25 protein-coding genes are annotated in these 25,610 nt (G+C 67.0%); 14 read left to right on the top strand and 11 right to left on the bottom strand.

Going from position 1 to position 25,610, the window contains the following annotated elements; genetic code table 11:
* The first annotated feature begins 25 nt into the window (after window positions 1-25).
* The 3 genes from OE647_RS02905 to OE647_RS02895 all read left to right on the top strand — a co-directional run bounded on the left by OE647_RS02905 (window position 26) and on the right by OE647_RS02895 (window position 3,875).
* Window positions 26-1,033, top strand: a complete 1,008-nt coding sequence (locus OE647_RS02905) for a GlxA family transcriptional regulator (RefSeq protein ID WP_263720142.1) — start codon at window positions 26-28, stop codon at window positions 1,031-1,033.
* Between the two features lie 73 nt (window positions 1,034-1,106).
* On the top strand, window positions 1,107-3,428 hold the full coding sequence (locus OE647_RS02900) for an aminotransferase class III-fold pyridoxal phosphate-dependent enzyme (RefSeq protein ID WP_263720141.1): 2,322 nt from the start codon (window positions 1,107-1,109) through the stop codon (window positions 3,426-3,428).
* Between the two features lie 21 nt (window positions 3,429-3,449).
* Entirely contained in the window at window positions 3,450-3,875 is a 426-nt protein-coding gene (locus OE647_RS02895) for a DUF1810 domain-containing protein (RefSeq protein WP_263720140.1), read from the top strand.
* 1 nt (window position 3,876) lies between these two features.
* On the opposite strand, the gene OE647_RS02890 is transcribed toward OE647_RS02895, so the two are convergent.
* From OE647_RS02890 to OE647_RS02880, 3 genes are all read right to left on the bottom strand, one after another.
* Window positions 3,877-4,290 carry a hypothetical protein gene (locus OE647_RS02890; RefSeq protein ID WP_263720139.1) on the bottom strand — a complete coding sequence of 138 codons (414 nt, stop codon included), beginning with the start codon at window positions 4,288-4,290 and terminating at the stop codon, window positions 3,877-3,879.
* 67 nt (window positions 4,291-4,357) lie between these two features.
* Window positions 4,358-5,524 carry a M20 aminoacylase family protein gene (locus OE647_RS02885; protein ID WP_263720138.1) on the bottom strand — a complete coding sequence of 389 codons (1,167 nt, stop codon included), beginning with the start codon at window positions 5,522-5,524 and terminating at the stop codon, window positions 4,358-4,360.
* A gap of 88 nt (window positions 5,525-5,612) precedes the next feature.
* A complete protein-coding gene (locus OE647_RS02880) occupies window positions 5,613-6,956 on the bottom strand; it encodes an NAD(P)/FAD-dependent oxidoreductase (protein ID WP_263720137.1) in 1,344 nt (447 codons plus the stop codon).
* A gap of 277 nt (window positions 6,957-7,233) precedes the next feature.
* Between OE647_RS02880 and OE647_RS02875 the strand changes: the two genes are divergently transcribed.
* From OE647_RS02875 to OE647_RS02850, 6 genes are all read left to right on the top strand, one after another.
* Window positions 7,234-8,238, top strand: coding sequence for an ABC transporter ATP-binding protein (locus OE647_RS02875; RefSeq protein WP_263720136.1), 1,005 nt, complete (start codon window positions 7,234-7,236; stop codon window positions 8,236-8,238).
* 50 nt (window positions 8,239-8,288) lie between these two features.
* The gene (locus tag OE647_RS02870) at window positions 8,289-9,350 is read left to right on the top strand and encodes an ABC transporter ATP-binding protein (RefSeq protein WP_263720135.1); all 1,062 of its coding nucleotides are present in this window, start codon (window positions 8,289-8,291) and stop codon (window positions 9,348-9,350) included.
* Between the two features lies 1 nt (window position 9,351).
* Window positions 9,352-11,055 carry a peptide ABC transporter substrate-binding protein gene (locus OE647_RS02865; RefSeq protein ID WP_263720134.1) on the top strand — a complete coding sequence of 568 codons (1,704 nt, stop codon included), beginning with the start codon at window positions 9,352-9,354 and terminating at the stop codon, window positions 11,053-11,055.
* A gap of 76 nt (window positions 11,056-11,131) precedes the next feature.
* Window positions 11,132-12,139 (top strand): ABC transporter permease, encoded by a 1,008-nt coding sequence (locus OE647_RS02860; protein WP_263720133.1) that lies wholly within the window; start codon window positions 11,132-11,134, stop codon window positions 12,137-12,139.
* On the top strand, window positions 12,132-13,070 hold the full coding sequence (locus OE647_RS02855) for an ABC transporter permease (RefSeq protein ID WP_263720132.1): 939 nt from the start codon (window positions 12,132-12,134) through the stop codon (window positions 13,068-13,070). The genes OE647_RS02860 and OE647_RS02855 overlap by 8 nt, the downstream gene beginning before the upstream one ends.
* A 221-nt stretch (window positions 13,071-13,291) precedes the next feature.
* Window positions 13,292-14,347 (top strand): YeeE/YedE family protein, encoded by a 1,056-nt coding sequence (locus tag OE647_RS02850; protein WP_263720131.1) that lies wholly within the window; start codon window positions 13,292-13,294, stop codon window positions 14,345-14,347.
* A gap of 22 nt (window positions 14,348-14,369) precedes the next feature.
* Here the strand turns inward: OE647_RS02850 and OE647_RS02845 are convergent, their stop codons facing one another.
* The 4 genes from OE647_RS02845 to OE647_RS02830 all read right to left on the bottom strand — a co-directional run bounded on the left by OE647_RS02845 (window position 14,370) and on the right by OE647_RS02830 (window position 19,412).
* On the bottom strand, window positions 14,370-15,653 hold the full coding sequence (locus OE647_RS02845) for a DUF3422 family protein (RefSeq protein WP_263720130.1): 1,284 nt from the start codon (window positions 15,651-15,653) through the stop codon (window positions 14,370-14,372).
* Window positions 15,654-15,820: 167 nt separating this feature from the next.
* Window positions 15,821-17,266, bottom strand: a complete 1,446-nt coding sequence (locus tag OE647_RS02840) for an NAD(P)(+) transhydrogenase (Re/Si-specific) subunit beta (protein WP_263720129.1) — start codon at window positions 17,264-17,266, stop codon at window positions 15,821-15,823.
* Window positions 17,267-17,279: 13 nt separating this feature from the next.
* Window positions 17,280-18,854, bottom strand: coding sequence for a Re/Si-specific NAD(P)(+) transhydrogenase subunit alpha (locus OE647_RS02835; RefSeq protein ID WP_263720128.1), 1,575 nt, complete (start codon window positions 18,852-18,854; stop codon window positions 17,280-17,282).
* Window positions 18,855-18,971: 117 nt separating this feature from the next.
* Window positions 18,972-19,412 (bottom strand): methyltransferase family protein, encoded by a 441-nt coding sequence (locus OE647_RS02830; protein WP_263720127.1) that lies wholly within the window; start codon window positions 19,410-19,412, stop codon window positions 18,972-18,974.
* Window positions 19,413-19,547: 135 nt separating this feature from the next.
* On the opposite strand from OE647_RS02830, the gene kynU reads away from it, so the two are divergent.
* The 3 genes from kynU to kynA all read left to right on the top strand — a co-directional run bounded on the left by kynU (window position 19,548) and on the right by kynA (window position 22,190).
* Complete coding sequence (kynU, locus tag OE647_RS02825) at window positions 19,548-20,744, top strand: kynureninase (protein ID WP_263720126.1); 1,197 nt, start codon at window positions 19,548-19,550, stop codon at window positions 20,742-20,744.
* Complete coding sequence (locus tag OE647_RS02820; protein ID WP_263720125.1) at window positions 20,744-21,214, top strand: GNAT family N-acetyltransferase; 471 nt, start codon at window positions 20,744-20,746, stop codon at window positions 21,212-21,214. Before kynU ends, OE647_RS02820 begins: the two co-directional genes overlap by 1 nt.
* 142 nt (window positions 21,215-21,356) lie before the next feature.
* Complete coding sequence (kynA, locus tag OE647_RS02815) at window positions 21,357-22,190, top strand: tryptophan 2,3-dioxygenase (RefSeq protein ID WP_263720124.1); 834 nt, start codon at window positions 21,357-21,359, stop codon at window positions 22,188-22,190.
* A gap of 9 nt (window positions 22,191-22,199) precedes the next feature.
* Here kynA and OE647_RS02810 read toward each other — a convergent pair whose 3' ends face one another.
* The 3 genes from OE647_RS02810 to OE647_RS02800 all read right to left on the bottom strand — a co-directional run bounded on the left by OE647_RS02810 (window position 22,200) and on the right by OE647_RS02800 (window position 24,101).
* Window positions 22,200-22,628: a c-type cytochrome gene (locus OE647_RS02810; protein WP_263720123.1), complete on the bottom strand. Its 429-nt coding sequence runs from the start codon at window positions 22,626-22,628 to the stop codon at window positions 22,200-22,202.
* A 50-nt stretch (window positions 22,629-22,678) separates the two neighbouring features.
* On the bottom strand, window positions 22,679-23,431 hold the full coding sequence (locus tag OE647_RS02805; RefSeq protein ID WP_263720122.1) for a gamma-glutamyl-gamma-aminobutyrate hydrolase family protein: 753 nt from the start codon (window positions 23,429-23,431) through the stop codon (window positions 22,679-22,681).
* An 82-nt stretch (window positions 23,432-23,513) separates the two neighbouring features.
* Window positions 23,514-24,101 (bottom strand): helix-turn-helix domain-containing protein, encoded by a 588-nt coding sequence (locus tag OE647_RS02800; protein ID WP_263720121.1) that lies wholly within the window; start codon window positions 24,099-24,101, stop codon window positions 23,514-23,516.
* 165 nt (window positions 24,102-24,266) lie between these two features.
* Between OE647_RS02800 and OE647_RS02795 the strand changes: the two genes are divergently transcribed.
* The gene (locus OE647_RS02795) at window positions 24,267-24,758 is read left to right on the top strand and encodes a fasciclin domain-containing protein (protein WP_263720120.1); all 492 of its coding nucleotides are present in this window, start codon (window positions 24,267-24,269) and stop codon (window positions 24,756-24,758) included.
* 153 nt (window positions 24,759-24,911) lie between these two features.
* Complete coding sequence (locus tag OE647_RS02790) at window positions 24,912-25,136, top strand: hypothetical protein (RefSeq protein WP_263720119.1); 225 nt, start codon at window positions 24,912-24,914, stop codon at window positions 25,134-25,136.
* 43 nt (window positions 25,137-25,179) lie between these two features.
* Here the strand turns inward: OE647_RS02790 and OE647_RS02785 are convergent, their stop codons facing one another.
* Window positions 25,180-25,608 (bottom strand): GlcG/HbpS family heme-binding protein, encoded by a 429-nt coding sequence (locus OE647_RS02785; RefSeq protein ID WP_412174922.1) that lies wholly within the window; start codon window positions 25,606-25,608, stop codon window positions 25,180-25,182.
* Window positions 25,609-25,610 lie beyond the last annotated feature (2 nt).

Below are 25,610 nucleotides of genomic sequence, written 5' to 3'. Positions count from 1 at the left end.
GCGCGCTGTGATGGGGGGATGGGACATGCTGCATCAACACCAGCCGCGCGCGGCGGCCAAGGTCACCGCGCCCACCAACGCCGAGACCCGCGCCGACAGCGAGGGCTTCGTGTTCCTGTTGCTCGACGGGTTCGACGCCATGGCGCTGTCCTGCGCGACCGAACCCCTGCGGCAGGCCAACGCGCTCTCGCGCAAGGCGCTTTACAATTGGCGCGTGGTCTCGGTGACCGGGGCGCCGGTCGTCGCGGCGGGCGGCCTGACGGTGCTGAGCGATGGCCGCCTGACCCCGCTGTCGCGCGGAGAGTCGCTTTTCGTGATCGGATCGCCGGCCGAGGATGGCAGCGGGCGCGCCGCGCTCAATGCCGCGCTCCGGCGTGAGGCAGCGCATGGCACCCGCATCGGCGCGATCGGCTCGGGGATTCACGCGCTCGCCCGCGCGGGCATCCTGGACGGTGAGGAGGTCGCAGCCCATTGGGACCACGCCGACGCCCTGGCCGAGGACTTCCCGCAGCTTGAGGTCAGCCGGGCGGCCTTCGTCGCAGGACGCCGCCCAACCGCGCCCGGCGGGGCCGCCGCGACCGACCTGATGCTGCATCTGATCGCGGAGCGCCACGGCGGCGACCTTGCCACGCGTATCGCCGACGCCATGGTCTGGGCCAATGTCCGCGGCCCGCAGTCGCGCCAGACCGTCTCGGCCCAGTCCCGCTACGGCGTGCGCAACGCCCGTCTGGTTCGCGTGCTCGCGGTGATGGAGGAAAACCTGGAAGCGCCGCTTTCCGCGCAGGAAATCGCCGACATCGCCGGGATGTCGCCGCGCCAGACAGAGCGGCTCTTTGCCCGCTACCTGTCCACCACGCCCATGGGTTTTTACACCAAGATGCGGCTTGAGCGGGCGCGCAGCCTGCTCATGCAGACCGAGCTTTCGGTGACCGAGGTGGCCGTCGCCTGTGGCTACCGGTCGCTGTCGCATTTCGCCAAGGTCTACCGCGCGACCTTTGGGCAGGCGCCGCGCCGGATGCGGGCGGTGGCCTGAACCCGCGATATTGAACCCCGCCCCGGAATCGGGAACAGTCACGCCTGCCGCGTGACGACGGCGGAGAGGTTCAATGACATCGCTTGGCGCCGACGCCCCCTGTTTCTCGCAGGACGACTTTTCCACGCTCGCCGCGCGTCACCACGGGCTGACGGGGGCGCTGACGCCGCTGGTGTCCGAGCGCGACCAGAACATGCTCCTGCGCACGCAGGACGGGCGGGCCTGGGTCCTGAAGATCGCGAATGCGAATGAGGACCCAGCGCTGATTGACGCGCAGATCGCCGCGTTGCGGCACATTCAGGCGGTGGATGCCACGCTTCCCGTGCCGGAGGTAAGGCCGACCACCGATGGGGCCGACAGCGTCCTGATCACCGCGCCGGACGGACGGCGGCACCGCTTCTACGCGGTCTCCTACCTGGAAGGGGAGATTGCGGGGAGCTGCGACCTCGGCCCTGCCGACTATCGCCGGATCGGCGCCGGGATCGCCCGGCTCGGGCGGGCGCTGCGCGGCTTCACCAGCCCCGCGCTGATCGGACGGCGGTTGGTCTGGGACCTGCGCGAGGCCGGCGCCGCACTGGCAAAAGCGGACTGCCTGCCCGCGGGCGCCCCGAGGGCGGAGGTCGCCGCCTGTCTCGACCATGTGGTGCGGGAGGTGCTTCCGCGCCTCGCGCGGCTTCGGGCACAGACCATCCACGGCGACGTGCATGAACATAACCTGATCCTGGGCACAGGGAACGCCATCGCGGGCTTCATCGACTTCGGCGACATGATCCACGCGCCCCTGGTCTTCGACATCGCCTCTGCGCTCGGCGATTTCATCACCCGGCCCGAGGGCGCGGCCGGCATCATGTCGGCGCTGGTGGAGGGCTACAACAGCGTAACGCCGCTTGAGGAGGAGGAGCTTGAGGTCCTCTACGACCTGATGCTTGCCCGCCAGGCGACGACGATGGTGATCCTCGCCTACCGGATCGCCGCCAATCCCGACAACCCGCCCTACCTGGCCGCGCATGGCTTCGGCGCGCCGGAGGCCTTCCGCGCCCTGCACGCGATGGGGCGCGGGGCCGCGACCGCGCTGTTCCGCCGCGCCTGCGGCCTGTCCGGCAGCGCCACCCCGGCCCCGGTCGCGGAACTGCTGGAGCGGCGCAAGCGGGTAATGGGCTCGCGCCCTTACGTCTTCTACGACCCGCCGCTGCACATGGTGAAGGGCGAAGGCGTCTGGCTGATCGACGCTACGGGGCGGCGCTATCTCGACTGCTACAACAACGTGCCGATCGTGGGTCATTGCCACCCCCGCGTGATCGGCGCGATCGACCGGCAGATGCGCGTCCTCAACACCAACACGCGCTACCTGGGCGAACAGGTGCTCGACTATGCCGAGCGGCTGGGAGCGCTGACCGGGGGCGAACTGACGGCCTGCGCCTTCGTCAACTCGGGGTCGGAGGCCAATGACATCGCCTGGCGCATGGCCCGCGCCTGGACCGGAAATCGCGGCTTCCTCTGCCAGGACTTCGCCTACCACGGCATCACCGAGGCGATCGAGGCCGTGTCGCCCTCGGCCATCCGCCGGGGCCAGTCGCCCGATCACGTACGCACGGTCCTGGCGCCCGACGGCTATCGCGGCCCCTACCGGCACGGCACGCCGGACCTTGGCGCGCGCTATGCCGCCGACGCCGACCGCGCCATCGCTTCCCTGGCCGAGGCGGGGCTGAAGCCCGCTACGGTGATCGTGGACAGCGCCTTCATGACCAACGGTATCCTTGCGCCGGTGCCGGGCTATGTGGGCGCCCTTTTCGACAAGGTGCGCGCGGCGGGCGGGCTTTGCATCGCCGACGAGGTACAGGCAGGCTTCGGCCGCATGGGCGAACACTTCTGGGGCTACCAGCACCACGGCGTCACCCCTGACTTCGTCACCATCGGCAAGCCCGCGGGCAACGGCCACCCGCTGGGCGTGGTCCTGACCCGGCCTGAGATCCTTGACCATTTCTGCGAGCAGACCGCCTTTTTCTCGACCTTCGGCGGCAACAACGTCTCTGCCGCCGCGGGACTGGCGGTGCTGGACGTGATCGCGGATGGCGATCATGTGCGCCGGGCGGGCGAAACGGCGCGCTCCCTCTTCGCGGGGCTTCAGGCGCTGAAAGCGCGGCACCCGATCATCGGCGACGTCCGCTCCGCCGGGCTCGCCTTCGGGGTCGAACTGGTGCGGGACCGCGCCGATCTGACCCCGGCGCCGGAGGAGACGGAGCGGCTCATCAATCTGATGCGCGAAGAGGGACTGCTGGTCGGGTCGGAGGGCGTGCATGGCAACATCGTCAAGATGCGCCCACCGCTGATTTTCGAGGCGGAACACGCGGATCTGGCGTTGGAGATGATGGACCGCGCGCTGGCCCGGCTTTAGGATAAACCAAAGAGGGGTGCCATGGCCGATCTCAGCCGTTTTCACGAAGCCCAGGACAGGGTCTGGCCCGAGGTGCTGGCCGAGCTGCGCGATGGCCGCAAGACCAACCACTGGATGTGGTTCATCTTTCCCCAATTGCGCGGGCTCGGACGGTCAGAGACCGCGCGTTTCTACGGCATCGCGGATCTGGCGGAGGCGCGCGCCTATCTTGCCGACCCGGTCCTCAGAACCCGGCTGCATGACGCGGCGGTGGCCCTGCTGTCGCACCCGGGCCTGACGGCCGAGCAGATCCTTGGTCCCGTCGATGCGATGAAGCTGCGCTCCTCCGCCACGCTCTTCGCGCGCGCAGCCGAGGGGGAGATGGCCACGCTCATGCATGACGTTCTGGCCCGTTTCCACGGCGGCAGCCCCTGCCCCCTGACCGAGGCCGCGCTGGATCAGGGCTAGGCTAGAATGTGCTGCGACCCTGCACGTCCAGGTAGACCAGGAAATCGCCCTTCGGTTTCTTGGTCTTCGTCAGCCGGCAGGTGGCCTTGGCGCGGTTCAGCGGCTTGCCCTCCGGGATCGTGGTGAAGAAGGTGATGTCCTTCAGGATTGCCTTGCCATCCAGCACCACCTTGCCGCGCTTCATTTGCCGCAGCGTCTGCTGCCGGAGGCTCGGGTTCACAAACTGCCCCACCCCGCAGACGGCGATCCGGCCATCCACATAGGTCAGCCCCCAGAGGAACTTGTAGGAACGTCCTTGGGTCTTCCAGCGCAGCTCGTCCGCGACAAATCCGCTGTCGATCTTGACGGTAAAGTCCTCGGCCCGCGCCAGAGGCGCGACCAGCAGGGCCAGAAGAAAGACAAGCAGAAAGCGCATTCCATCACCTCGCAATGCCTACGCGCGGGCCCCGACCATCCTGCACGCCAAAAAGGGCGAAATCGCGTCAGGCTGCGGGCATCCGCGCCTCGACCATTCCGGCATACCAGCTTGAGCCGAAGGGAATGGCGTTGTCGTCGAAGTTGTAGGCGGGATGGTGGACCATCGGCGTATTGCCGTTGCCCAGGAAGATATAGGCCCCCGGACGTTCGTTCAGCATGAAGCTGAAGTCCTCGGCCCCCATCATCGGCTCGGGATCGGTATCGACCTGGCCCGAGACCGCGCGCGCGACCTCGACGGCGAACTCGGTGTTTTCGGGGGCGTTCATGGTCACCGGATAGCCGCGCTTGTAAGTGACCTCGGCCGTCGCGCCATGGGCAAGCGCGGTGCCCTCGACGATGGCCTTGATCCGTGCCTCGACCATGTCCTGGACCACGGGGTCCATGGTGCGCACGGTACCGCGCATCAGCACGGTCTGGGGGATGACGTTATGCGCCTCGGTCTCGGTCTTGACGGTGCAGACCGACACGACCACCTCCTTCAGCGGATTGACGACACGCGCGGCGATGGTCTGAAGCGCAAGGATGATATGCGCCGACACCACCGTGGTGTCGATGCAGTCGTGGGGCTTGGCCGCGTGGCCGCCCTTGCCAGTCACGACGATGTCGAACTGGTCGGCGGCGGCCATCATCGCGCCGGGGCGGATGGCGAACTGGCCCAGCGGAATGCCGGGCATATTGTGCATACCGTAAACCTCCTGCACGCCGAAACGCTCCATCATCCCGTCCTGGACCATCTCGCGCCCGCCGCCGCCGCCCTCTTCGGCGGGCTGGAAGATCACGACCGCGGTGCCGTCGAAATTGCGCGTCTCGGCCAGGTATTTCGCCGCGCCGAGGAGCATCGCGGTATGTCCGTCATGGCCACAGGCATGCATCTTGCCCGGCGTCTTGGAGGCATAGGGTACCCCCGTCGCCTCATGGATGGGCAGCGCGTCCATATCGGCGCGCAGGCCGATCACCCGGCCCCGGCTGTCGCTCTTGCCGCGGATCACGCCGACGACGCCGGTCTGGCCGATGCCCTCGACAACTTCGTCGCAGCCGAAATCGCGCAACAGCGCGGCAACCTTGCCAGCGGTGCGGTGCACGTCGAACAGAAGCTCGGGATGCTCATGAAAGTCCCGGCGCCAGGCGGTGATTTCGGGCAGAAGCTCGGCGAAGCGGTTCTTGACGGGCATGGCATTCTTCCTTTCGCGGTGTCGCGTCGCGGGTATCGGGGGGAAGGTGGCGACTTTCGCCGCCTTCCGCAAGGTTGAACGCCACGGTTTACAGCGCCGGGCCGGGCACGATCCGTGATCCGTCGGTAAAACGGGCGTGGCGGAAGCGGCCGATCTCATGCCCCGGCGCGCGCCCCATCACCAGGTTAGCGGCCACCCGTCCCACGGCGGGACCGATGCCGAAGCCGTGGCCGGAAAGTCCGGTGACGATGGTCAGGCCGGGCGCGCCCTGCGCATGGTCGATCACCGGCACGACATCGGGCATCGTGTCGATCATCCCCGCCCAGGCCGTCCGAAGGCGCGGGCGGCCGAGCTTGGGGAAGGCGCGCGCGAACTGGTCGCGCAGACGCTCCACCCGGGGGGTGAAGGGGGCGGGGTTCAGGACCCGCGTCCGCTCGAACGGGGAGACGGCATCGGGCGACCAGCGGCGCGGCGTGGACCAGGCATCGGGAAAGCCCGAGGGCGCCCCGGGCAGGAAGCGCGTGCCGCTGATGGGCGTGCGCAGGCCGGGCCGGTAGATGGCAAGGTGGCGGAACGCATCCGGCCCGATCATGAATTCGTGGAAATCGCAGGGCGCCAGCGTGTATCCGCCGTCCTCGCGTCGGCGAAAGGCGAATTCGGCATCCGCCGCCGCGCCCGCGAAGACCTGCGGCAGCGGTTCGGTCGCGCAGACCGAGGCGCGCACCGCCAGTTGCGGCAGGTGAACGCCCTCGGCCCGCGCGAAAAGCCCGGACCAGGCCCCGCCTGCCAGCACGACATGATCGGCCGCGATCCTGCCGCGCTCGGTCACGACCCCCGCGACGCGCCCGCCCTGGCGATCAAGTGCACGGACGGCGCAGTCCTCGATCACGGCCGCGCCGCGCGCGGCCAGCGCCCCGGCGATGGCGGGCACCGCGATCCAGGGCTCCGCGCGGCCGTCCGACGCCGTCCAGAGCCCGCCTGCCCAATCCGCCGCACCGGGCACCATCGCCGCCACCTCCTCCTTCGTCAGCAAGCGGGTGTCGAGGCCGTGGGCGCGGGCATGAACCATCCAGGCCTCGTGCGGCGCGATGTCCTTGGGCGTGTTAGCGAGATAAAGGACGCCGGTCTGCCGGTAGCCCAGATCCTGCCCGACCTCGGCCGCGAGGCCGGCCCAGATCCGCTGTGCCTCCGCGACCAGGGGGATCTCGTCCGGGTCCCTGCCCTGCTTGCGCACCCAGCCCCAGTTGCGGGAGGATTGCTCGCCCGCGATCCGTCCCTTTTCGCACAGGACCACGCGCAGACCCGCGCGGTTCAGGAACCACGCGGTCATGACGCCCGCGATCCCGCCGCCGATCACGACGACATCGGCGCGTGGCGGAACGGGCGCCGTGAAGCGGGCGGGATTGTGAAGTCCGATCGGGAAAGGGGTCACCTGCAAAGCTCCGCCGCAAGAGGGTTCGGGACGGCTGCGTCACGGGGGACCAGAGAGGGCCGCCGGGCACCGTCCGTCCCGTCGGCGCCACACTGGCGCGGCGCGCGTGCGCGGTCAAGATGCCCGCACGACGCTACACATTGCAGCGCATGACCCGACGGAATGCAGTCGAATTTGTATGTTGCCGGGCGAGGGAAAATATCTAACACTCACAGCGCATAATCCCGGCGCAAGACCGGAAAGAACAGCAATAACAAGAACCGACTGGGGAGTTTCCATGCCCGATGGGGCCGCGCCCGTCCTTGATGTCAAGGACCTGAAGACGGTATTCAGGACACGCGGCGGGGAAGTCCACGCCGTCAACTCCGTCAGTTTCGACCTGCGCCCGGGGGAACTTCTGGGCGTTGTCGGCGAAAGCGGGTCCGGCAAGTCCGTGACGATGATGTCGCTGATCGGTCTTCTGCCGACGCCCCCGGCCGATGTGCGGGGCGGCACCGTCATGTTCGAGGGCATTGACCTTCTGAACTGCTCCGAGGCGGAGTTGCGATCGGTTCGCGGCGCGCGGATCGGCTTCATCTTCCAGGACCCGATGACCTCGCTCAACCCCGTCTTCACCGTGGGCTTCCAACTCATGGAGCCCCTGCGCAAGCACATGGGGCTTGGCAAGCGCGACGCGCGGGTGCGGGCGCGGGAGCTTCTGGAACTCGTCGGCATCCCCGACGCGGAACGGCGCCTGGACGACTACCCGCACCAGTTCTCGGGCGGCATGCGCCAGCGGGTGATGATTGCCATCGCGCTGGCCTGCGATCCCAAGGTTCTGATCGCGGACGAACCGACCACGGCGCTCGACGTGACGATCCAGGCCCAGATCCTGGAACTGGTCAAGGATCTGCGCCAGAAGCTGGGAATGGCCATCGTCTGGATCACCCACGACCTGGGTGTGATCGCCGGCATCGCCGACCGGGTGATCGTGATGTACGGCGGCCAGATCGTCGAACAGGCCCCGGTGCGCGAACTTTTCGGCAACCCGCGCCACCCCTACACCCGCGCGCTGCTCCGGACCGTGCCCTCGGTCAGGGGCTCGCGCACGGCCAAGCTGAACGTGATCGAGGGCCAGCCCCCGATCCAGAAGGCAGAGCCCGCGGCCTGCGCCTTCCGGGGCCGCTGCGCCCATGCCATGCCGCGTTGCGCGCAGGAAAACCCCCAACGCCGAATGGTCGGGCCCGGCCATGACATCGCCTGTTTCTGGGACCCCGGCATGCAGGAGTGGCAGGATGACTGACCGCAACGCAATGCGCCCCCGATCGGCCCTTGGGGACGGAGGTTTGCGCCATGCTTGACCGACCCGCCCCTGCCGCCCGCCGCAAGCTGGTCGAGGTCAAGGGCCTGAAGATGTACTTCCCGATCACGGCGGGCATCCTGCGCCGCAAGGTCGGTGACGTGAAGGCCGTGGACGATGTCAGCTTCGACATCTACGAGGGCGAGACGCTGGGCCTTGTCGGGGAATCCGGCTGCGGGAAGTCGACCTGTGGCCGCGTGATCCTGCGCCTTTACGACCCCACCGCCGGGTCAATCCGCATTGACGGGACCGACATCACCGAGACAGACAGCGAGACGCTGCGCAAGTTGCGTCCCGCGATGCAGATGGTGTTCCAGGACCCGCAGGCGAGCCTCAACCCGCGCATGACCGTCGCAGCGATCATCGGCGAACCGCTGGATGAGCACAGCCGCCTGTCCAAGGCCGAGAAGCTCAATCGCATCTACGAGTTGATGGACGCCGTCGGGTTGAACCGCAACTTCGCCAACCGCTATCCGCACGAGTTTTCCGGCGGTCAGCGCCAGCGCATCGGGATCGCGCGGGCACTGGCGCTCAATCCCAAGTTCATCGTCTGCGACGAACCGATCGCGGCGCTCGACGTGTCGATCCAGGCGCAGGTCGTCAACCTGCTGGAGGATCTGCAGGACCGGATGAACCTGACCTACCTGTTCATCAGCCATGACCTGTCGATGGTGCGCCATATCGCCGACCGGGTCGCGGTCATGTATCTGGGCCGGATCGTGGAGCTTGCCCCGCGTGACGCGCTTTACGAACGCCCCATGCACCCCTACACGCAGGCGCTCCTCTCCGCCGTGCCCGAACCCGACCCGGAGATCGAGACCGTGCGCAAGCGGATCATCCTGACCGGCGACGTGCCCTCACCCGCCAATCCGCCCAAGGGCTGCAACTTCTGCACCCGCTGCCCTAAGGTCATGGACATCTGCCGCGCCGTGAAACCCCCGTTCCGGGAGGTCGAGCCCGGCCGCTACACCGCCTGCCACCTTTACGAAGACACGACGACCGCCGGCCGAACCGGGGCGCCAGAGGCATTTACGAGCACCCAACAAGGAGTATGACATGAAACTTAAGACAGCCCTTCTGGGCGCGGCGGCCGGTCTGGCGCTGGCCCCCGCGGCCTTCGCCGAGCGCGGCGCCGACGGCCACGTCAACATCATTTACTGGCAAGCTCCCTCGATCCTGAACCCCTACCTGTCGTCCGGCACCAAGGACATCGAAAGCGCCTCGCTCGTGATCGAGCCGCTCGGTCGCTACGACGAGAAGGGCAACCTGGTGCCCTACCTCGCCGAGGAAATCCCGACGGTCGGCAACGGCGGCGTATCCGAGGACCTGACCTCGATCACCTGGAAGCTGAAATCGGGCCTGCTGTGGTCGGACGGCAGCCCCGTGACCTCGGCGGACGTCGTCTTCACGGCGGAATACTGCATGCATCCCGAAGGCGGCTGCGCGCAGCTGGCGAAATTCGATGGCGTCGACAAGGTCGAGGCGATGGATGACCTGACGGTCAAGGTGACCTTCAAGGAACCCAAGCCCAACCCCTATGGCCCGTTCATGGGCGGCCAGTCGCCGATCCTGCAGAAGGCGCAGTTCGAAAACTGCCTGGGCGCCAAGGCCCCGGAATGCACCGACGCCAACTTCGGCCCGATCGGGACCGGCCCCTTCCACGTCGTGGAGTTCAAGCCGAACGACGTGATCCAGATGGAAGCCAACCCGAACTACCGCGATCCGGCCAAGCCGGCCTTCGCCACGCTGACCTTCAAGGGCGGCGGCGACGCGGCGGCCGCGGGCCGCGCGGTGCTTGAGACCGGCGAATTCGATTACGCCTGGAACCTCCAGCTTGCGCCGGATGTCCTTGCGGGGATGGCCGCCGCCGGCAAGGGCGAGGCGCTGTCGGCCTTCGGCACGCTGGTCGAGCGGATCGAGATGAACATGACCGACCCCTCGCCCGACCTGCCCGAGGGCGAGCGCGCCACCGCCAAGCACCCGCACCCGTTCCTCAGCGACCTGCGTGTGCGCAAGGCGCTGTCGATGGCGATCGACCGCAATCTGCTGGTCGAGGTCGGCTACGGCCAGGCTGGCCGCCCGACCTGCAACCTGGTGCCCGCGCCGGAGCTTTACGCCTCCGACAACACCGACTGCATCGCGCAGGACGTCGAGGGCGCCAAGGCGCTTCTGGAAGAGGCCGGCTGGACCGACACCGACGGCGACGGCGTCCGCGACAAGGACGGCAAGAAGCTGCACATCCTCTACCAGACCTCGACCAACGCCGTCCGTCAGGACTTCCAGGCGCTGATCAAGCAGTGGTGGTCGGAAATCGGGGTCGAGACCGAACTGAAGAACATCGACGCCTCGGTCTACTTCGGCGGCGATCCGGGCTCGCCCGACACGTTCCAGAAGTTCTACGCGGACGTGGAGATGTATGCCAACAACTTCGACGGCACCGATCCCGAGCCCTATCTTGGCCAGTACGGCTGCGACAAGGCCCCGACGCCCGAGAAGCAATGGCAGGGTGAGAACATCAACCGCTATTGCGACCCGGCCTATGACGAACTGCTGGCCGAACTGGGCCGCACCGGCGACCTGGAGAAGCGCGGCGAGATCGCCAAGCGTCTCAACGACATGCTGACCAAGGACAGCTACACCGTCGTGGCCCTTGTCGATCGCGGCCGGGTCTCGGCGCGGTCGAACACGCTGGGCGGCGTGATCCTCAACACCTGGGACAGCGAGCTGTGGAACGCGGCCGACTGGTACCGGATGAAGTGATCTGACGCCGGGCGGCGCCGGGCCTGCGTGTCCGGGGCCGCCCTTTTCCTTTCGAGACCGCTGAACAGAGACGCCGATGCTGACCTACACGCTCAGACGTTTGCTCATCGCAATCCCGACGCTTCTGTTCATCAGTTTCGTCATCTTCATGCTGCTTGACCTGGCGCCCGGCGATCCGCTGGCGGACCAGCCGCTGACGATCCCGCCGGAGGTGCGCGAAAAGATGCGCACGGCGCTTGGCCTCGATCAGCCGGCCGGGGTGCGCTATGTACTTTGGCTTAAGCAGTTCTTCTGGACCGAGCCGCTGCACACCTTCGACGTGCTCTTCGGGACAAGCTTCGCCGAGGGCGGGCAAAGGATCATCTCCTGGCAGTTCCGTTCGCCCGCGATGGACGTGATCTGGCAGCGCCTCCCGCAGACGCTCTGGGTCGTGGGGCTGGCCTATGTGGTCGGCGTGATCATCGCGCTGCCCATTGGCATCATCTCTGCCTACAAGCAGTATTCCTGGTTCGACCAGATCGGGACCTTCGTGTCGATGATCGGCTTTTCGGTGCCGACCTTCTTTACCGGCGTCGTGCTGATCATCGTCTTCGCGGTCAACCTGCACTGGTTCCCTTCGATCTATGACACCACGCTGAAGGTCAACGACTGGGCGAGCTTCTGGAAGCAGGTGCGCCAGATGATCATGCCGGTGACGGTGCTGGCGCTGTTCAACGCCAGCCAGATCAGCCGCTTCATGCGCGCCTCGATGCTCGACAACCTCGGGCAGGATTACGTCCGCACCGCCCGCGCCAAGGGGATGAGCGAGAAGGTCGTGGTGCTGAAGCACGTCCTGCGCAACTCGCTTATCCCGGTCGTGACGGTGATCGCGCTCGGCATCCCCACGATCTTCGGCGGCGCGATCATCACCGAGCAGGTGTTCAAGGTGAACGGGCTCGGCCAGCTTCTGATCACGGCGATCTATGCCAACGACCTGCCGATGGTGCAGACGCTGACCTTCATCTTCGCGGCGCTGACCGTGCTCTTCAACCTGATCGCCGATGTCCTCTACGGCGTTCTGGACCCGAGGATCCGCTATGACTGATCTGCCCGCCGCCAAAGTCGATGCCGCGCTGAGGCCACCCCGCAACCAGTGGTGGGATGTCTGGGACCAGTTCAAGACCCACAAGGGCGCGCTGATCGGCCTGATCATCTTCGCGCTGATCCTTTTCGGGGTGGCGCTCGGCCCGTTCCTTTGGGGGATCGATCCGACCTATGTGGACCCGAACCCGGTCCAGATGCTGAAGCTCAGGAACCAGGGGCCGAGCCTTGCGCATCCCTTCGGGACTGACCAGCTGGGCCGCGATATGCTGGCGCGGGTGATGGCGGGGGGCAAGGTCTCCATCGCGGTGGGGCTGACGGCGATGCTGCTGTCGCTCTTCCTCGGCACGCTGATCGGGGTTCTGGCCGGGTTCTTCCGGCGGCTCGACGGAATCCTGATGTCCGCGACCGACCTCTTCCTGTCGCTGCCGCTGCTGCCGCTGCTGCTTCTGATGGTGACCCTTTTCCGCGAACCGCTCTCACAGCGCTTCGGGACCGAGGCGGGGATCTTCCTCCTGATCGTCTTTGCCATCGGCGTGACCAGCTGGATGCAGACCGCCCGCATCGTCCGGGGCGAGGTTCTGGCGCTGAAGGAGCGGGAGTATGTGCTGGCCGCGCGCTCGATCGGCACGCCGTCGCGCCGCATGGTGCTGCGCCATGTCCTGCCCAACGTGATGAGCCCGATCATGGTCTCCGCGACACTGGGGATCGCCAACGCGATCATCACCGAATCCGCGCTCTCGTTTCTGGGCCTCGGCTTCCCGCCCGATTTCCCGACCTGGGGGCGGATCCTGTTCGACGCTGTCGATCAGATGCAGCTCTACCCTCTACGCGTGATCCTGCCGGGGGTGGCGATCTCGCTCACCGTGCTGTCGGTGAACTATATCGGCGACGGTCTGCGCGACGCCCTCGACCCGCGGATCAGGGGGCGTTGAGCCCCCTGCGCGACCAAAAATAAGGACGGTATCGCTTGGGCCGCCCCGTCAACGGAACCACTGTTCCGCATAGGGCGAACCCAGGCAGCGCTGATGCGCACAAATCCCGTGAAACCGGGAAAATGTTCCGTTTCTCCCGGCTCGCCCCACTGCCGGCATAGTTTATCACGCCTGCGACTCGCGCTATCTGAGAACAAATTCCCATATGCGGAGATGTTCAGATGTTCGAGTCACTTGGGTTCGAGACGCTTGGCCCGCGCGAGGTGTCTGTCATCTTCGGCCTGCTCGTCGGACTCGCCTTCGGCGCCTTGGCCGAGGCCACACGCTTTTGCCTGCGCCGCGACCTTGTCGGGCCTGAGGGGGAGCGGCGCGCGGCCCTTGGCGTCTGGCTGATGGCGCTGGCCGTGGCGGTCGCGGGAACGCAGGGCGCCGCTGCGCTTGGCTGGATCGAGTTCGGCGACCATCGCTTCATGGCCACGGACCTGCCGATCCTCTCGATCCTGGTGGGCGGGCTTCTCTTCGGCGCGGGAATGGTGCTGACGCGCGGCTGCGCATCGCGCCTGACAGTCCTTGCGGGCACCGGGAACCTGCGGGCGCTGACGGTGCTTGTGGTCTTCGCGATCGTGGCCCACGCGACCATCAAGGGCATCCTGTCCCCCCTGCGCGAGGCGCTTGGCGCCTACACGATCACCTTGGGCGATGGCGTATCGCTGGCCGCGCTGCCGGGCGGCGCGGCCGTCTGGTCGGCGCTGATCGTCGCGGTCACCGCAGGCTATGCCCTGCGCTCGAGGAACGAGGGCGCGCCGCTGCTGGGCGGGGCGCTGATCGGGGCGCTGGTCCCCATCGCCTGGATCGGCACCGGGCTGGTCCTTTTCGACGAATTCGATCCGATCGCCTTTGAGAGCCTGTCCTTCACCGCGCCGGCGTCCGAGACGCTGTTCTGGACCATCGCGGCAAGTTCGATCCCGGCGGGCTTTGGCACCGGCCTGATCGGCGGTGTGCTGGCGGGCGCGGCGGCCCTGTCCCTCCTTGCGGGGCGCTTCCGGTGGCATAGCTTCGTCTCCCCGCGCGAGACCGGGCGCTATATGGCCGGCGCCCTCCTGATGGGGGTCGGCGGCGTGCTCGCCGGCGGCTGCACGCTGGGCGCGGGCCTTGCGGGTGTGCCGACGCTGTCGGTGGCCACGATCCTGGCGCTGGCGGCGATGGCCGCGGGCGCCCTGGCGACAAACGCGGCCTTGAACCTCCGCGCCGCCCCGCGCCTGCAACCGGCGGAGTGACGGGGCGGGCTGGTCCCGCCCCTTAGTGCATCGAACGCCGGATGCGCCGCACCAACAGCCAAACCAGCACCATGACCGCAGGCGTCAGCGCCGCGGTCATCATCCCCTTGGAGATGCCCAGCGGCTCGCTGATCGGGTAGGCGGCATAGGCCGCGAGGTTCACCGCGTAGTAGCTGATCGCCACCACCGACAGTCCCTCGACCGTGTGCTGGAGCCTCAGCGCCAGATCGGCGCGCCGGTCCATGCTTTCCAGAAGTTTCTGGTTCTGGGCGGAGCGTTCGACATCGACACGGGTCCGAAGCAATTCCCCGGCCCTCTCCGCCCGCTCGGCCATCTCGGCAAGCCGCCGCTCGGCCGACTTGACCGTGCGCATGGCCGGATCGTACCGGCGCATCATGAACTCGGCGAAGGTCTGGCGGCCATTGAAGCGGGCCTCGCGCAGGATCTGAACGCGCTGGTTCACGATCGCCTCGTAGGCACCCGTGGCGCCGAAGCGGAAGGAATGCCGGACCGCCAGGTTTTCGAGACCGGCGGAGATTTCGAGCAGCTCCCGGAGCGTCTCCTCGGCCGGGCGGGTTTCGTCGGCCATGGTCGCGACCAGCCGCGACAACTGCGGGTCCAGAGCGTTCAGCTGGCCGTTGAGTTCGCGCGCGCGACCCAGCCCCAACATCGACATGGCGCGGTAGGTCTCGATCTCGCACAGGCGCTGGACGATCCGGCCCACGCGCCGGGCGCCGGCGCCACGGCGTACGAAGACCGCGAAGCGCATGTGACCCGCCGGGTCGATCTGGAAGTCGCCGACGATGATCGCCGCTTCGTCCAGGACCCAGGAACAGGCCAGGCTTTCGGGCACGAACCAGTCCTCGATCCGCGCCTTCACGCTCTCCAGGTCCTCAGGCAGTTCCTCGACCCGGACGAGGACCGAGGCGAGGCGGCGCCCGGGCGCCTGCGCGAGCCAGTCGGCGGGAAAGACCTCGGCCGCGCGGGGATCGAAGGCATGCGCCGAAAGCCCCTTGGAAAACGCCGAATAGGTCACGAATTCCGTGTGGCTTTCCCACTTCAGGTCGTGCTTGCCGATGCGCGCGGCATGATGGGTGGCGCCGGGCTGCGGATGGGGGGCGCCGTGGCGTTCCAAGAGCGCAAGAAGATGCGCGCGGTCCGCATCGCGATCGCGGTTATGCGCGGCCTGCGGTTCCTTCACGGCCACATAGACCGCCTGGCAGGGCACCTCCAGCGAGGGGAAGGGCCGCGCATGCAGTTCGTTCACGAGCGCGTAGCGCAAGGGGTGGTCGTCGATCATGGTCATGCCCCGTTGGATGGCACCGGCATAACGCCTCCGTGCCGCCGATCCAGCCCCGGCAGGCATGGCCGACAGGCACACGCAGGTATACTTGCTTTTCTGCAACGGCCCGTCATGAAAAACGCCCCGCCGTGGGGCGGGGCGCTCAATTTTTGCTCAAAGGACGAAGCTTCTCACTCGATCATCGGGAGAAGGTGGTCGAGGCTCTTCTTCGCGTCGCCGTAGAACATGCGCGTGTTTTCCTTGTAGAAGAGCGGGTTCTCGATACCCGAGTAGCCCGTCCCCTGCCCGCGCTTGGAGACGAACACCTGCTTGGCCCGCCAGACCTCCAGCACCGGCATCCCGGCGATGGGGGAGTTGGGATCCTCCTGCGCGGCGGGATTCACGATGTCGTTCGAACCGATGACGATCACCACGTCGGTGTCGGGGAAGTCCTCGTTGATCTCGTCCATCTCAAGCACGATGTCGTAGGGCACCTTCGCCTCGGCCAGAAGCACGTTCATGTGGCCCGGCAAGCGCCCTGCGACGGGATGGATGGCAAAGCGAACCTCCTTGCCCTTGGCGCGCAGCTTGCGGGTCAGTTCGCTGACGGACTGCTGCGCCTGCGCCACCGCCATGCCGTAGCCCGGCACGATGATCACGCTGTCGGCATCGTTCAGCGCCGCCGCCACGCCATCGGCATCGATGGCGATCTGTTCGCCCGCGATCTCCATCGCCGGGCCCGTCGTGTTGCCGAAGCCGCCCAGGATCACGCTGACGAAGCTGCGGTTCATCGCCTTGCACATGATGTAGCTCAGGATCGCACCCGAGGAGCCCACCAGCGCGCCGACCACGATCAGAAGGTCGTTGGAGAGCGAGAAGCCGATCGCCGCCGCCGCCCAGCCCGAGTAGCTGTTCAGCATCGAGACCACGACCGGCATGTCCGCGCCGCCGATCCCCATGATCAGGTGATAGCCGATGAAGAACGCCAGAAGCGTCATCAGGATCAGCGTCCAGCTTCCAGCGCCGTTGAAATACATCACCAGAAGCGCAATCGAGCCCGCCGCCGCCGCCGCGTTCAGCAGGTGCCCGCCGGGCAGCTTCATCGCCTTCGACGTCACCTTGCCCGCCAGCTTGCCGAAGGCGATGACCGAGCCGGTGAAGGTCACGGCCCCGATGAACACGCCCAGGAACACCTCGAACTTGAGGATGTTGATCTCGGCCGGGGTCTTGTGGGCGACCTTTTCGGCAAAGCCCTTCAGCGCCTCAAGCCCGGTCGCGTCGCCTGCGGCCTGAAGGGCGGCGATGCGCACCATCTCGATCTCGGCGTTGAAGCCGATGAAGACGGCGGCCAGACCGACCAGCGAGTGCATCGCGGCGACAAGCTGCGGCATTTCCGTCATCTGGACGCGCTGCGCGACGACCCATCCGATGGCGCCGCCCGCCAGCACCAGGACGACAGACAGCGCCCAGTTGCCATGCCCTGGCCCCATGAGGGTCGCCAGAACCGCAAGGCCCATGCCGACGATCCCGTACCAGACCGCGCGCTTGGCGCTTTCCTGGCCCGAAAGCCCTCCCAACGAGAGGATGAAGAGAACCGCCGCAACGACATAGGCGGCCGTGGAGAATCCGTATTCCATCGCGACCGTCTCCTTACGACTTCTGGAACATGGCGAGCATGCGCCGGGTGACCATGAAGCCACCAAAGATGTTGATGCCGGCCATGAAGACCGAAAGCGCCGCCAGCACCACGACGAGCCAGGAGCCCGACCCGATCTGGAGAAGCGCGCCGACGATGATGATCGACGAGATTGCGTTCGTGACCGCCATCAGCGGCGTGTGCAGCGAATGCGAGACATTCCAGATCACCTGGAAGCCCACGAAGCAGGCCAGCACGAAGACGATGAAGTGCTGAAGGAAGCTGGCCGGGGCGTAATGCCCGACCAGCAGCATCAGCGCGCCGCCGACGCCCAAAAGCGCAAACTGGCTGCGCGTCTGCGCCTTGAAAGCAGCGGCCTCGGCCGCACGCCGTTCCTCCGGCGTCGGCTCCTTGGCCTTCTCCTTCGGCTTCTGCGCGGCGATGGCCTGCACCTTCGGCGGCGGCGGCGGGAAGGTGATCGCGCCCTCATGCGTCACCGTCGCGCCCCGGATCACGTCATCTTCCATGTTGTGGTTGATGACCCCGTCCTTGCCGGGCGTCAGGTCCGTCATCATGTGGCGGATGTTGGTCGAATAAAGCGTCGAGGCCTGCGCGGCCATCCGGCTGGGGAAGTCGGTGTAGCCGACAATGGTCACGCCGTTGTCGGTGACGATCTTCTGATCGGCCTTGGTCAGTTCGCAGTTACCGCCGCGCTCGGCCGCAAGGTCCACGATGACCGATCCGGGCTTCATCGCCTCGACCATGTCCTTGGTCCACAGGACCGGCGCGTCGCGGCCCGGGATCAGCGCGGTGGTAATGACGATGTCCACCTCGGGCGCAAGCTCGCGGAACTTCTTCAGCTGCGCTTCGCGGAACTCGGGGCTGGACGGCGCGGCATAGCCGCCCGTCGCGGCGCCATCGGTCTGAGCCTCGCTGAAGTCGAGGTAGACGAACTCCGCCCCCATCGACTCGATCTGCTCGGCCACCTCGGGGCGCACGTCGAAGGCCAGCGTGATCGCGCCAAGCGACGTCGCCGTCCCGATCGCGGCCAGACCGGCGACACCGGCACCGACGATCAGCACCTTGGCCGGCGGCACCTTGCCCGCGGCCGTCACCTGGCCGGTGAAGAAGCGGCCGAAGTTGTTGCCCGCCTCGATCACCGCGCGGTAGCCCGCGATGTTGGCCATCGAGCTGAGCGCGTCCATCTTCTGCGCGCGGCTGATCCGCGGGACCATGTCCATCGCGATGACGCTCGCGCCCTTGTCCTTGCAGGTCTCGAGCAGGTCCTTGTTCTGCGCCGGGTAGAAGAAGGAGATCAGCGTCTGGCCCTTGCGCAGCTGCACGGCCTCCGCATCGCTCGGCGGGCGCACCTTGGCCACCACATCGACCGCGGCGAACAGATCGGCGGCAGAGCCCACGACCGTGACCCCGGCCTTTTCATAAGCCGCGTCCGAAAATCCCGCGGCCTTGCCCGCGCCGGTCTCGATGAAGCATTCATGGCCCAGCTTCTGCAACTGGATCGCGCTGTCGGGTGTCATCGCCACCCGCGCCTCGCCTTCGAAGGTCTCTCTCGCTGCCCCGATCTTCACAGTTTCTCCCTTCCCGAAACGACGATTTCCAGCAGTTTTCGCCAAAACTCGCCCGTTCTGTCCCTTGCGCAAGTTTGTTACCGGCGTCGCCGCGATGCGGCAACGTCTTTTTTGGTCCTACAACCAGCGCCGCGTGCGCGCGCAATAGGCCGCGAACTCTGCCCCAAACGCCTGACGCAGAACGGTTTCCTCGCCCTTTATGAAGCGCCGGTTGATGATCATGACAAAGATCGCGACCAATGGCAGCGCCAGAATCGCATGCCAATAAAGCGAAAGTCCCGCCAGAATCAGCGCATCACCGACGTAGATGGGGTTGCGCGTCTGTGCGAAGACGCCCCAAGTCACCAGCTTGGTGGGGGATTTGCGGGGCACGAAGGTCGTGCGCGCCCAGACCATCTGCGCCAGCGCCGTCAGCATCAGCGCCGCGCCCAAGCCGGCCAGCCCAAGCCCCGTCACTGGCATCGACGCCATGGGAACGAGACGCCCCACCACCCAGCTAACGCCAAGGAAGGCCGCCAGCCAGACGGGCGGGTAATCGATCGCTTTCAGTGGCGTCATCGCCGCCTCCCTTGCCTGATGCGAGCCTACCTGCTGGGGCCGCAGCCGCAAGGCGCCAGCGTGTCGCGGGCGAAATTTCCTTGGCAAGTCGCAAGCAGGTGTTTTAGGCACGAAACATCCGCCTGAGGGAGTGACATGGCCACCGATTTCAACGCCACGCGCGCGATGTTCCACCTGCCCGAGGGGGTGATCTACCTCGACGGGAACTCTCTGGGTCCGCTGCCCCGCGCCGCCGCGGAACGGATGCGCGCCTGCGTCGAGGACGAATGGGGCGACATGCTGATCACGGCCTGGAACCGGGCCGGCTGGATGGACAAGCCGCGCGCCCTTGGCGACCGGATCGGGCGGCTGATCGGGGCCGCGCCGGGGACGGTGGTGCTGGGCGACACGCTCTCGATCAAGGTCTATCAGGCGCTGGCCTCGGCGCTGGAGCTTCGGCCCGACCGCCGCGTGATCCTGTCGGACACCGGCAACTTCCCCTCCGACCTTTACATGGCCGACGGGCTGGTGCGCACCCTGGGCGAAGGCTACGAGCTTCGCACCGTCGCGCCCGAGGCGGTCGAAGACGCGATCACCCCCGACATCGCCGTCCTGATGTTGACCGAGGTCGACTACCGCACCGGGCGCCGGCACGACATGAAGCACCTGATCGACAAGGCCCATGCCGCGGGCGCGCTGGTGGTCTGGGACCTCGCGCATTCGGCGGGCGCGATCGAGGTCGATCTGGCGGGCGCGGACGCCGACTTCGCGGTCGGCTGCACCTACAAGTACCTCAACTCCGGCCCCGGTGGCCCCGCTTTCATCTATATCGCGCCGCGCCTCGCCGCGCAGGTGCGTCCGGCGCTTTCGGGTTGGCTCGGCCACGCCTCACCCTTTGCCTTCGACCTCGACTACCGCCCCGGCGCGGGGATCGAGCGCATGCGGGTTGGCACGCCCCCGATCCTGCAAATGGCGGCGCTGGATGCCTCGCTCGACATCTGGGACCGGGTGGAGATGACGGATGTCCGCGCCCGCTCCATCGCGCTGTCAGAGGCCTTCCTGAACGGGGTCGAGGCCACTTGCCCCGAACTCACCCTCGCCTCGCCGCGCGACCCCGAGGCGCGTGGCAGCCAGGTCAGCTTCCGCCATCCTGAGGGCTACGCCATCATGCAGGCGCTGATCGCCAACGGCGTCATCGGCGATTTCCGCGCGCCCGACATCTTGCGCTTCGGCTTCACGCCACTTTACACCTCCATGGCGGACGTGACGGGCGCGGTCGCGATCCTGAAACGGATCATGGACACGCGCCTGTGGGATCGGCCGGAATTCAAGGCGCGGGCAAAGGTGACATGATGCAGATCCGGTCCTATCGCCCGGAGGATCGCCCCGCCGTCGCGTGGGTCTTCTACCGCGCCGTCCGCGAGGGCGCGGCTGCTTTCTACGATGAGGCGCAGCGCGTCGTCTGGGCGCCCTCCGCCCACCCCGATCCGGACCGTCCCGACAAGCTTCTCGACCAATGGTGCTGGGTGGCGGAGGACGCGGACGGCCTCAAGGGCGTCATGTCGCTGGAACCGGGCGGCTACCTTGACATGGCCTTCGTGCTGCCCGAGGTCATGGGCAAGGGCGTGGCGGACGCGCTTTACGCGGCCCTCATCGAAGGCGCCCGGGCAGAGGGCGAACGACACCTGACCGTCCGCGCCAGCCATCTTGCCCGGAGGTTCTTCCAGAAGCGCGGCTGGCGGATCGATGCGGCGGAGGATTACGAGACCGGCGGACAGGTGTTCGAGACCTTCATGATGTCGATCGACCTCGGGGACAGCTGATGGGGCGGGACAGGGTACCCATCCTTTGCCGGCCCGCCGCCTGGATCTGTCTCTGGCGCCGGATCGGCAGCTTTTCCGTCCTGAACCGGAAGGGGCGCGGCCTGCCGCACCCCTCCCTTCCCTTCTTGCACGGAGCAACCGCATGCCCACTTACGACCCCGCTTCCGAAGGCGCGCAGATGTCCTTCGACGGCCGCATTAGCTATGGCGACTACCTGAAGCTCGACACGATCCTGAACGCGCAGACGCCGCTGAGCGACGCTCAGGACGAGATGCTGTTCATCATTCAGCACCAGACCGCCGAGCTTTGGATGAAGCTCGCCCTGGGCGAACTGTCCGCCGCGCGCGAGGCGATGGCGCGCGACGCCCTGCAACCGGCCTTCAAGATGCTGGCGCGCGTGGCACGGATCATGGAGCAGTTGAACTCCGCCTGGGACGTTCTGCGGACCATGACGCCCTCAGACTACACGCGGTTTCGCGCGGCGCTCGGTCAGTCCTCGGGCTTCCAGTCCTGGCAATACCGGCTGATCGAATACGCGGCCGGGAACCGCAACGCCGCGATGCTGCGCCCGCACGAACACCGGCCTGATATCCTCGCAAAGCTGGAGGCGGAGCTTGCCCGCCCCTCGCTTTACGACGAGGCGCTGCGCGTGGCCGCGCGCGCAGGGCTTGCGGTACCCCAACCGGTCCTTGACCGCGACTTTTCGCGGCCATGGGTCGAAGACGCGGCCGTCACGCGGGTCTGGGCCGAGGTCTACCGCGCGCCAGAGGACCACTGGGCGCTTTACGAGTTGGCCGAGAAGCTCATGGATTTCGAGGATTACTTCCGCCGCTGGCGCTTCAACCACGTCACCACGGTGGAACGGGTGATCGGGATGAAGCGCGGCACCGGCGGAACCGGCGGGGTCCCCTACCTCCGGCGGATGCTGGAGGTGGAGCTTTTCCCCGAGCTTTGGCGCGTGCGGACCGCCCTCTGACCAGCGGGATCAGAAGATGCCGTTCGCAGCCTGAAGCTTGCGCACATAGGCGATGATCGTGGCGATTTCGGCGTCGGTCAGACCTTCCACCGGCTTCATGTCGCCGAAGGGCCAATGGTGCGCGCGGGCGCCGTTGCGAACGGCGTTGAAAAAGCCCGCGTCGGCATGGTGGTTGGGCTCATAGATCTTGTGAACCAGCGGCGGGCCAGACCCGTCCTTGCCCGCCGCGTTTTCGCCGTGACACTCCGCGCATTTCGCGGCGAAGGCGACGGCGCCCAGCGCCTCCGGCCCGGCCAGGTCCGGGACCGTGACCTCCACCAGGGCCGCACCGGGCTGCGCCGCCCGATCCACCCGTTCGGCGCGCCGATCGCCAAGCACATACCAACCCGCGACGGCCACAATGATGAGGAGGACCCCCATGAGCATCCGCTTGTTCATTCTTCTTTCCTTAAGCTTTCAACGCGCGCGATCCTGACCGCTTCGGGCGTTCAACGCAACACGGCCCAGCGATGGGCGGCCTCGCCAAAGGCCTCGAACAACGGGCGAGAGACCGGATCGTTGGCGGCGTTGTATTCGGGGTGCCACTGCACCGATAGCGTGAAGCCCGGGGCGCCCTCGACATAGATCGCCTCGGGCGTGCCGTCGGGCGCACGTCCGTCGATCGCAATCCGCGCGCCCGGCGTCTTGATGCCCTGACCGTGAAGCGTATTCGTCAACACCTCCGTCGCGCCCAGAAGCTGGTGGAACGGCCCGCCCTCGGAAAAGCTTACGGTGTGGCGCAGCGCGAATTTTTCCTCCAGCGAGCCGTCCGGGGGCATGCGGTGGTTCATCCGGCCGGGCAGTTCCCGGATCTCGGGGTGGAGCGTGCCGCCCATGGCCACGTTGACCTCCTGAAAGCCGCGGCAGATACCGAAGAAGGGCTGCCCGCGCTCGACACAGGCGCGCACCAGCGGCAGCGTGATCGCATCGCGCGACCGGTCGAAATCGCCATGCGCCTCGGTCGCGGGTTCGCCGTATTCCTCGGGGTGGACGTTCGGGCGCCCGCCGGTCAGCACGAAGGCATCGCAGGTCTCCAGCAGTTCGGCCACCGTCACCAGCCGCGGGTCGGAGGGGATCACGATCGGCATGCAGCCCGCCACCTGCGCCACGGCCATGGAGTTCATAAGCCCCGCGCTATGGACCGGATACTGATCGTTGAGCAGGTTGCTGTTGCCGATGATGCCGACAATGGGGCGTCGCATGTCCGATCCGGGCCTGTTTCATGTAAGGCAAGATTAGCCCCGCCGAGCGCCGGGGTGAAGGGGCCGCGCGCACAGCCCCTGTTCAAGCGCCGCTTGGTGCGACCACGACGATGGCCCGCGCCGGTTCCTTGCCCAGGCAGGCATAGCTATGCTCGAAATCCGCCTCGAAATAGATCGAGTCCTCCGCCTCCAGCCGGTTTTCGCGGCCATGGATGAAGACCGCGAGTCGCCCTGACAGCACGAACATCATCTCAACCCCCGGGTGCCGGTGCGGCTGCGACAGCGGCGCGCCTGGCGGGAACTCCGCCAGATAGCTTTCGATGGGGCGTTCGAGCACGGGGAAATCGAGGCTTTCGAACAGATAGGACGGCGTGCCCTCCGCGGGATTGGGCAGCCTGACTCGGTCCGCCTTGCGGACCACCTCCAGGATGGGTTCGCTTGGCGCAACGAAGAAATGCTCTAGCCCCACCCCGAAGACCAGCGCGATCCGCATCAGCGTCGGAAGCGTCGGAACCACCTGCCCTGTCTCGATCTTCGACAGCATTCCCGCCGAGAGCCCGGTGTGCGCGCCAAGCTGAATCAGGCCCAGCCCCTTGGCTGTGCGCAACGCCCGGATTTTGGCGCCGATCCGGTATTGGTCCAGCCTTTCCCCCAGCGTTTCAGAGGTCACGGGGCCGCTCCTTCTCTTCTCATGCAAACATGAAAGGCGATATTTTCATGATGTTACAATCACTTTCTTTTTACCAAAAATTTTCTTGTAACAAAAATCTTTTAAACAACATTCACAGTCAGTTCACGCAACCGCGCTGAACGGGATGCCAAGAAAGGAAAACAGATGACCTTCCTGACGAAATCTCTGAAGCCACTTTGCCTTGCTGCCGCTCTCTCCGCGCCCCTGCCGCTCTGGGCGCAGTCTGCCGATATCGTCGACACCGCCGTGGCCGCCGGCGGGTTCGAGACACTCGCCGCCGCACTCGGCGCGGCGGGCCTTGTCGATACGCTGAAAGGAGACGGGCCGTTCACCGTCTTCGCGCCGACCGACACCGCCTTCGCGGCCCTGCCCGAAGGCACGGTCGAGGACCTGCTGAAGCCTGAGAACAAGGACAAGCTGGTGGCGGTCCTGACCTACCACGTCGTGCCCGGCAAGGTGATGTCAGGAGACCTGAGCGACGGAATGATGGCCGCGACCGTGAACGGCGCCGAGGTGACGATCACCACCGAGGGCGGCCCCAAGGTCGATGGCGCCAACATCACCGCCGCCGATATCGAGGCCACGAACGGCGTCATCCACGTCATCGACGCGGTAATCCTTCCGCCTGCCAACTGAGCGCGCCTGTTGGGAAGGTGAACGGAAGGGGCAGTCACGCTGTCCGCCAAAGCGCGCTAACAGATGAAGGCCGTCCGTCACCTCCCCCGCACGGGGCAAAGCGACTGAAAGGAAGCCTTTGAAAACCACTCGACGCCAAGGAAAGGAACAGACATGAGAGCCTTCAAGATTGCGATTGCGGCGATGCTGCTTGCCGGAACCGCCCATGCCGGCGGCGGCAACTCCGGCGCCGCGCAGAACATGGTGGAGGATCTGAGGGCGGGCCTTGGAAGCGCCGCACCCACGGTATCGGGCAAGGACTTCCGGTCCGCCTCGGGCTGGGGCAACAACGGCTCGGCCCTCGTCAGCGGCGACCGCGTCTCGGACTACAAGAAATAGGCCGCCCGGCCGGAAGCGCCGCCCGCCCGCGCGGGCGGCCCTTTCACGCCTCGCCCGTGAGGCCGACCGCCGCGATCCCGGCCAGCGCGGCCTCCGCGTCATTGTCCGAGGTGTCGCCGGTCACGCCCACCGCGCCGATGACGGCGCCCTCCGCGCCCCGCACCAGGACCCCGCCCGGCACCGGGACAACCTTGCCGCCGAAGGCGCCGTTGATCGCCGCCATGAAGGCCGGGCCGGAGGCCGCGCGCTCCGCCTGCGCCCGCCCGCCCATTCCCAGCATGACCGCGCCATAGGCCTTGCCGCGCGCGATCTCGAACCGGCCCGGCGAAGCGCCATCCGCCCGCTCGAACGCGATCGGATGCCCGCCCGCGTCCAGAACCACCACTGACAAGGGCTTCATCCCCCGCGCTACGCCCGTCTCTTGAGCAGCCGCGATGATCCGCCGCGCCGTCTCGATCCCGATCTCCATCATCC

Origin of the sequence: Albidovulum sediminicola, assembly GCF_025751575.1 — a bacterium.
Taxonomy (GTDB): domain Bacteria; phylum Pseudomonadota; class Alphaproteobacteria; order Rhodobacterales; family Rhodobacteraceae; genus Albidovulum; species Albidovulum sediminicola.
This window is presented reverse-complemented; position numbering and strand designations above follow the sequence as displayed.

Excerpts from the sequence above, each read along its gene's own strand:
- OE647_RS02905 (WP_263720142.1), top strand. The coding sequence starts at position 26 with ATGCTGCATCAACACCAGCCGCGCGCGGCGGCCAAGGTCACCGCGCCC.
- OE647_RS02900 (WP_263720141.1), top strand. The coding sequence starts at position 1,107 with ATGACATCGCTTGGCGCCGACGCCCCCTGTTTCTCGCAGGACGACTTT.
- OE647_RS02895 (WP_263720140.1), top strand. The coding sequence starts at position 3,450 with ATGGCCGATCTCAGCCGTTTTCACGAAGCCCAGGACAGGGTCTGGCCC.
- OE647_RS02890 (WP_263720139.1), bottom strand. The coding sequence starts at position 4,290 with ATGCGCTTTCTGCTTGTCTTTCTTCTGGCCCTGCTGGTCGCGCCTCTG.
- OE647_RS02885 (WP_263720138.1), bottom strand. The coding sequence starts at position 5,524 with ATGCCCGTCAAGAACCGCTTCGCCGAGCTTCTGCCCGAAATCACCGCC.
- OE647_RS02875 (WP_263720136.1), top strand. The coding sequence starts at position 7,234 with ATGCCCGATGGGGCCGCGCCCGTCCTTGATGTCAAGGACCTGAAGACG.
- OE647_RS02870 (WP_263720135.1), top strand. The coding sequence starts at position 8,289 with ATGCTTGACCGACCCGCCCCTGCCGCCCGCCGCAAGCTGGTCGAGGTC.
- OE647_RS02865 (WP_263720134.1), top strand. The coding sequence starts at position 9,352 with ATGAAACTTAAGACAGCCCTTCTGGGCGCGGCGGCCGGTCTGGCGCTG.
- OE647_RS02860 (WP_263720133.1), top strand. The coding sequence starts at position 11,132 with ATGCTGACCTACACGCTCAGACGTTTGCTCATCGCAATCCCGACGCTT.
- OE647_RS02855 (WP_263720132.1), top strand. The coding sequence starts at position 12,132 with ATGACTGATCTGCCCGCCGCCAAAGTCGATGCCGCGCTGAGGCCACCC.
- OE647_RS02850 (WP_263720131.1), top strand. The coding sequence starts at position 13,292 with ATGTTCGAGTCACTTGGGTTCGAGACGCTTGGCCCGCGCGAGGTGTCT.
- OE647_RS02845 (WP_263720130.1), bottom strand. The coding sequence starts at position 15,653 with ATGACCATGATCGACGACCACCCCTTGCGCTACGCGCTCGTGAACGAA.
- OE647_RS02840 (WP_263720129.1), bottom strand. The coding sequence starts at position 17,266 with ATGGAATACGGATTCTCCACGGCCGCCTATGTCGTTGCGGCGGTTCTC.
- OE647_RS02830 (WP_263720127.1), bottom strand. The coding sequence starts at position 19,412 with ATGACGCCACTGAAAGCGATCGATTACCCGCCCGTCTGGCTGGCGGCC.
- kynU (WP_263720126.1), top strand. The coding sequence starts at position 19,548 with ATGGCCACCGATTTCAACGCCACGCGCGCGATGTTCCACCTGCCCGAG.
- OE647_RS02820 (WP_263720125.1), top strand. The coding sequence starts at position 20,744 with ATGCAGATCCGGTCCTATCGCCCGGAGGATCGCCCCGCCGTCGCGTGG.
- kynA (WP_263720124.1), top strand. The coding sequence starts at position 21,357 with ATGCCCACTTACGACCCCGCTTCCGAAGGCGCGCAGATGTCCTTCGAC.
- OE647_RS02810 (WP_263720123.1), bottom strand. The coding sequence starts at position 22,628 with ATGAACAAGCGGATGCTCATGGGGGTCCTCCTCATCATTGTGGCCGTC.
- OE647_RS02805 (WP_263720122.1), bottom strand. The coding sequence starts at position 23,431 with ATGCGACGCCCCATTGTCGGCATCATCGGCAACAGCAACCTGCTCAAC.
- OE647_RS02795 (WP_263720120.1), top strand. The coding sequence starts at position 24,267 with ATGACCTTCCTGACGAAATCTCTGAAGCCACTTTGCCTTGCTGCCGCT.
- OE647_RS02790 (WP_263720119.1), top strand. The coding sequence starts at position 24,912 with ATGAGAGCCTTCAAGATTGCGATTGCGGCGATGCTGCTTGCCGGAACC.
- OE647_RS02785 (WP_412174922.1), bottom strand. The coding sequence starts at position 25,608 with ATGATGGAGATCGGGATCGAGACGGCGCGGCGGATCATCGCGGCTGCT.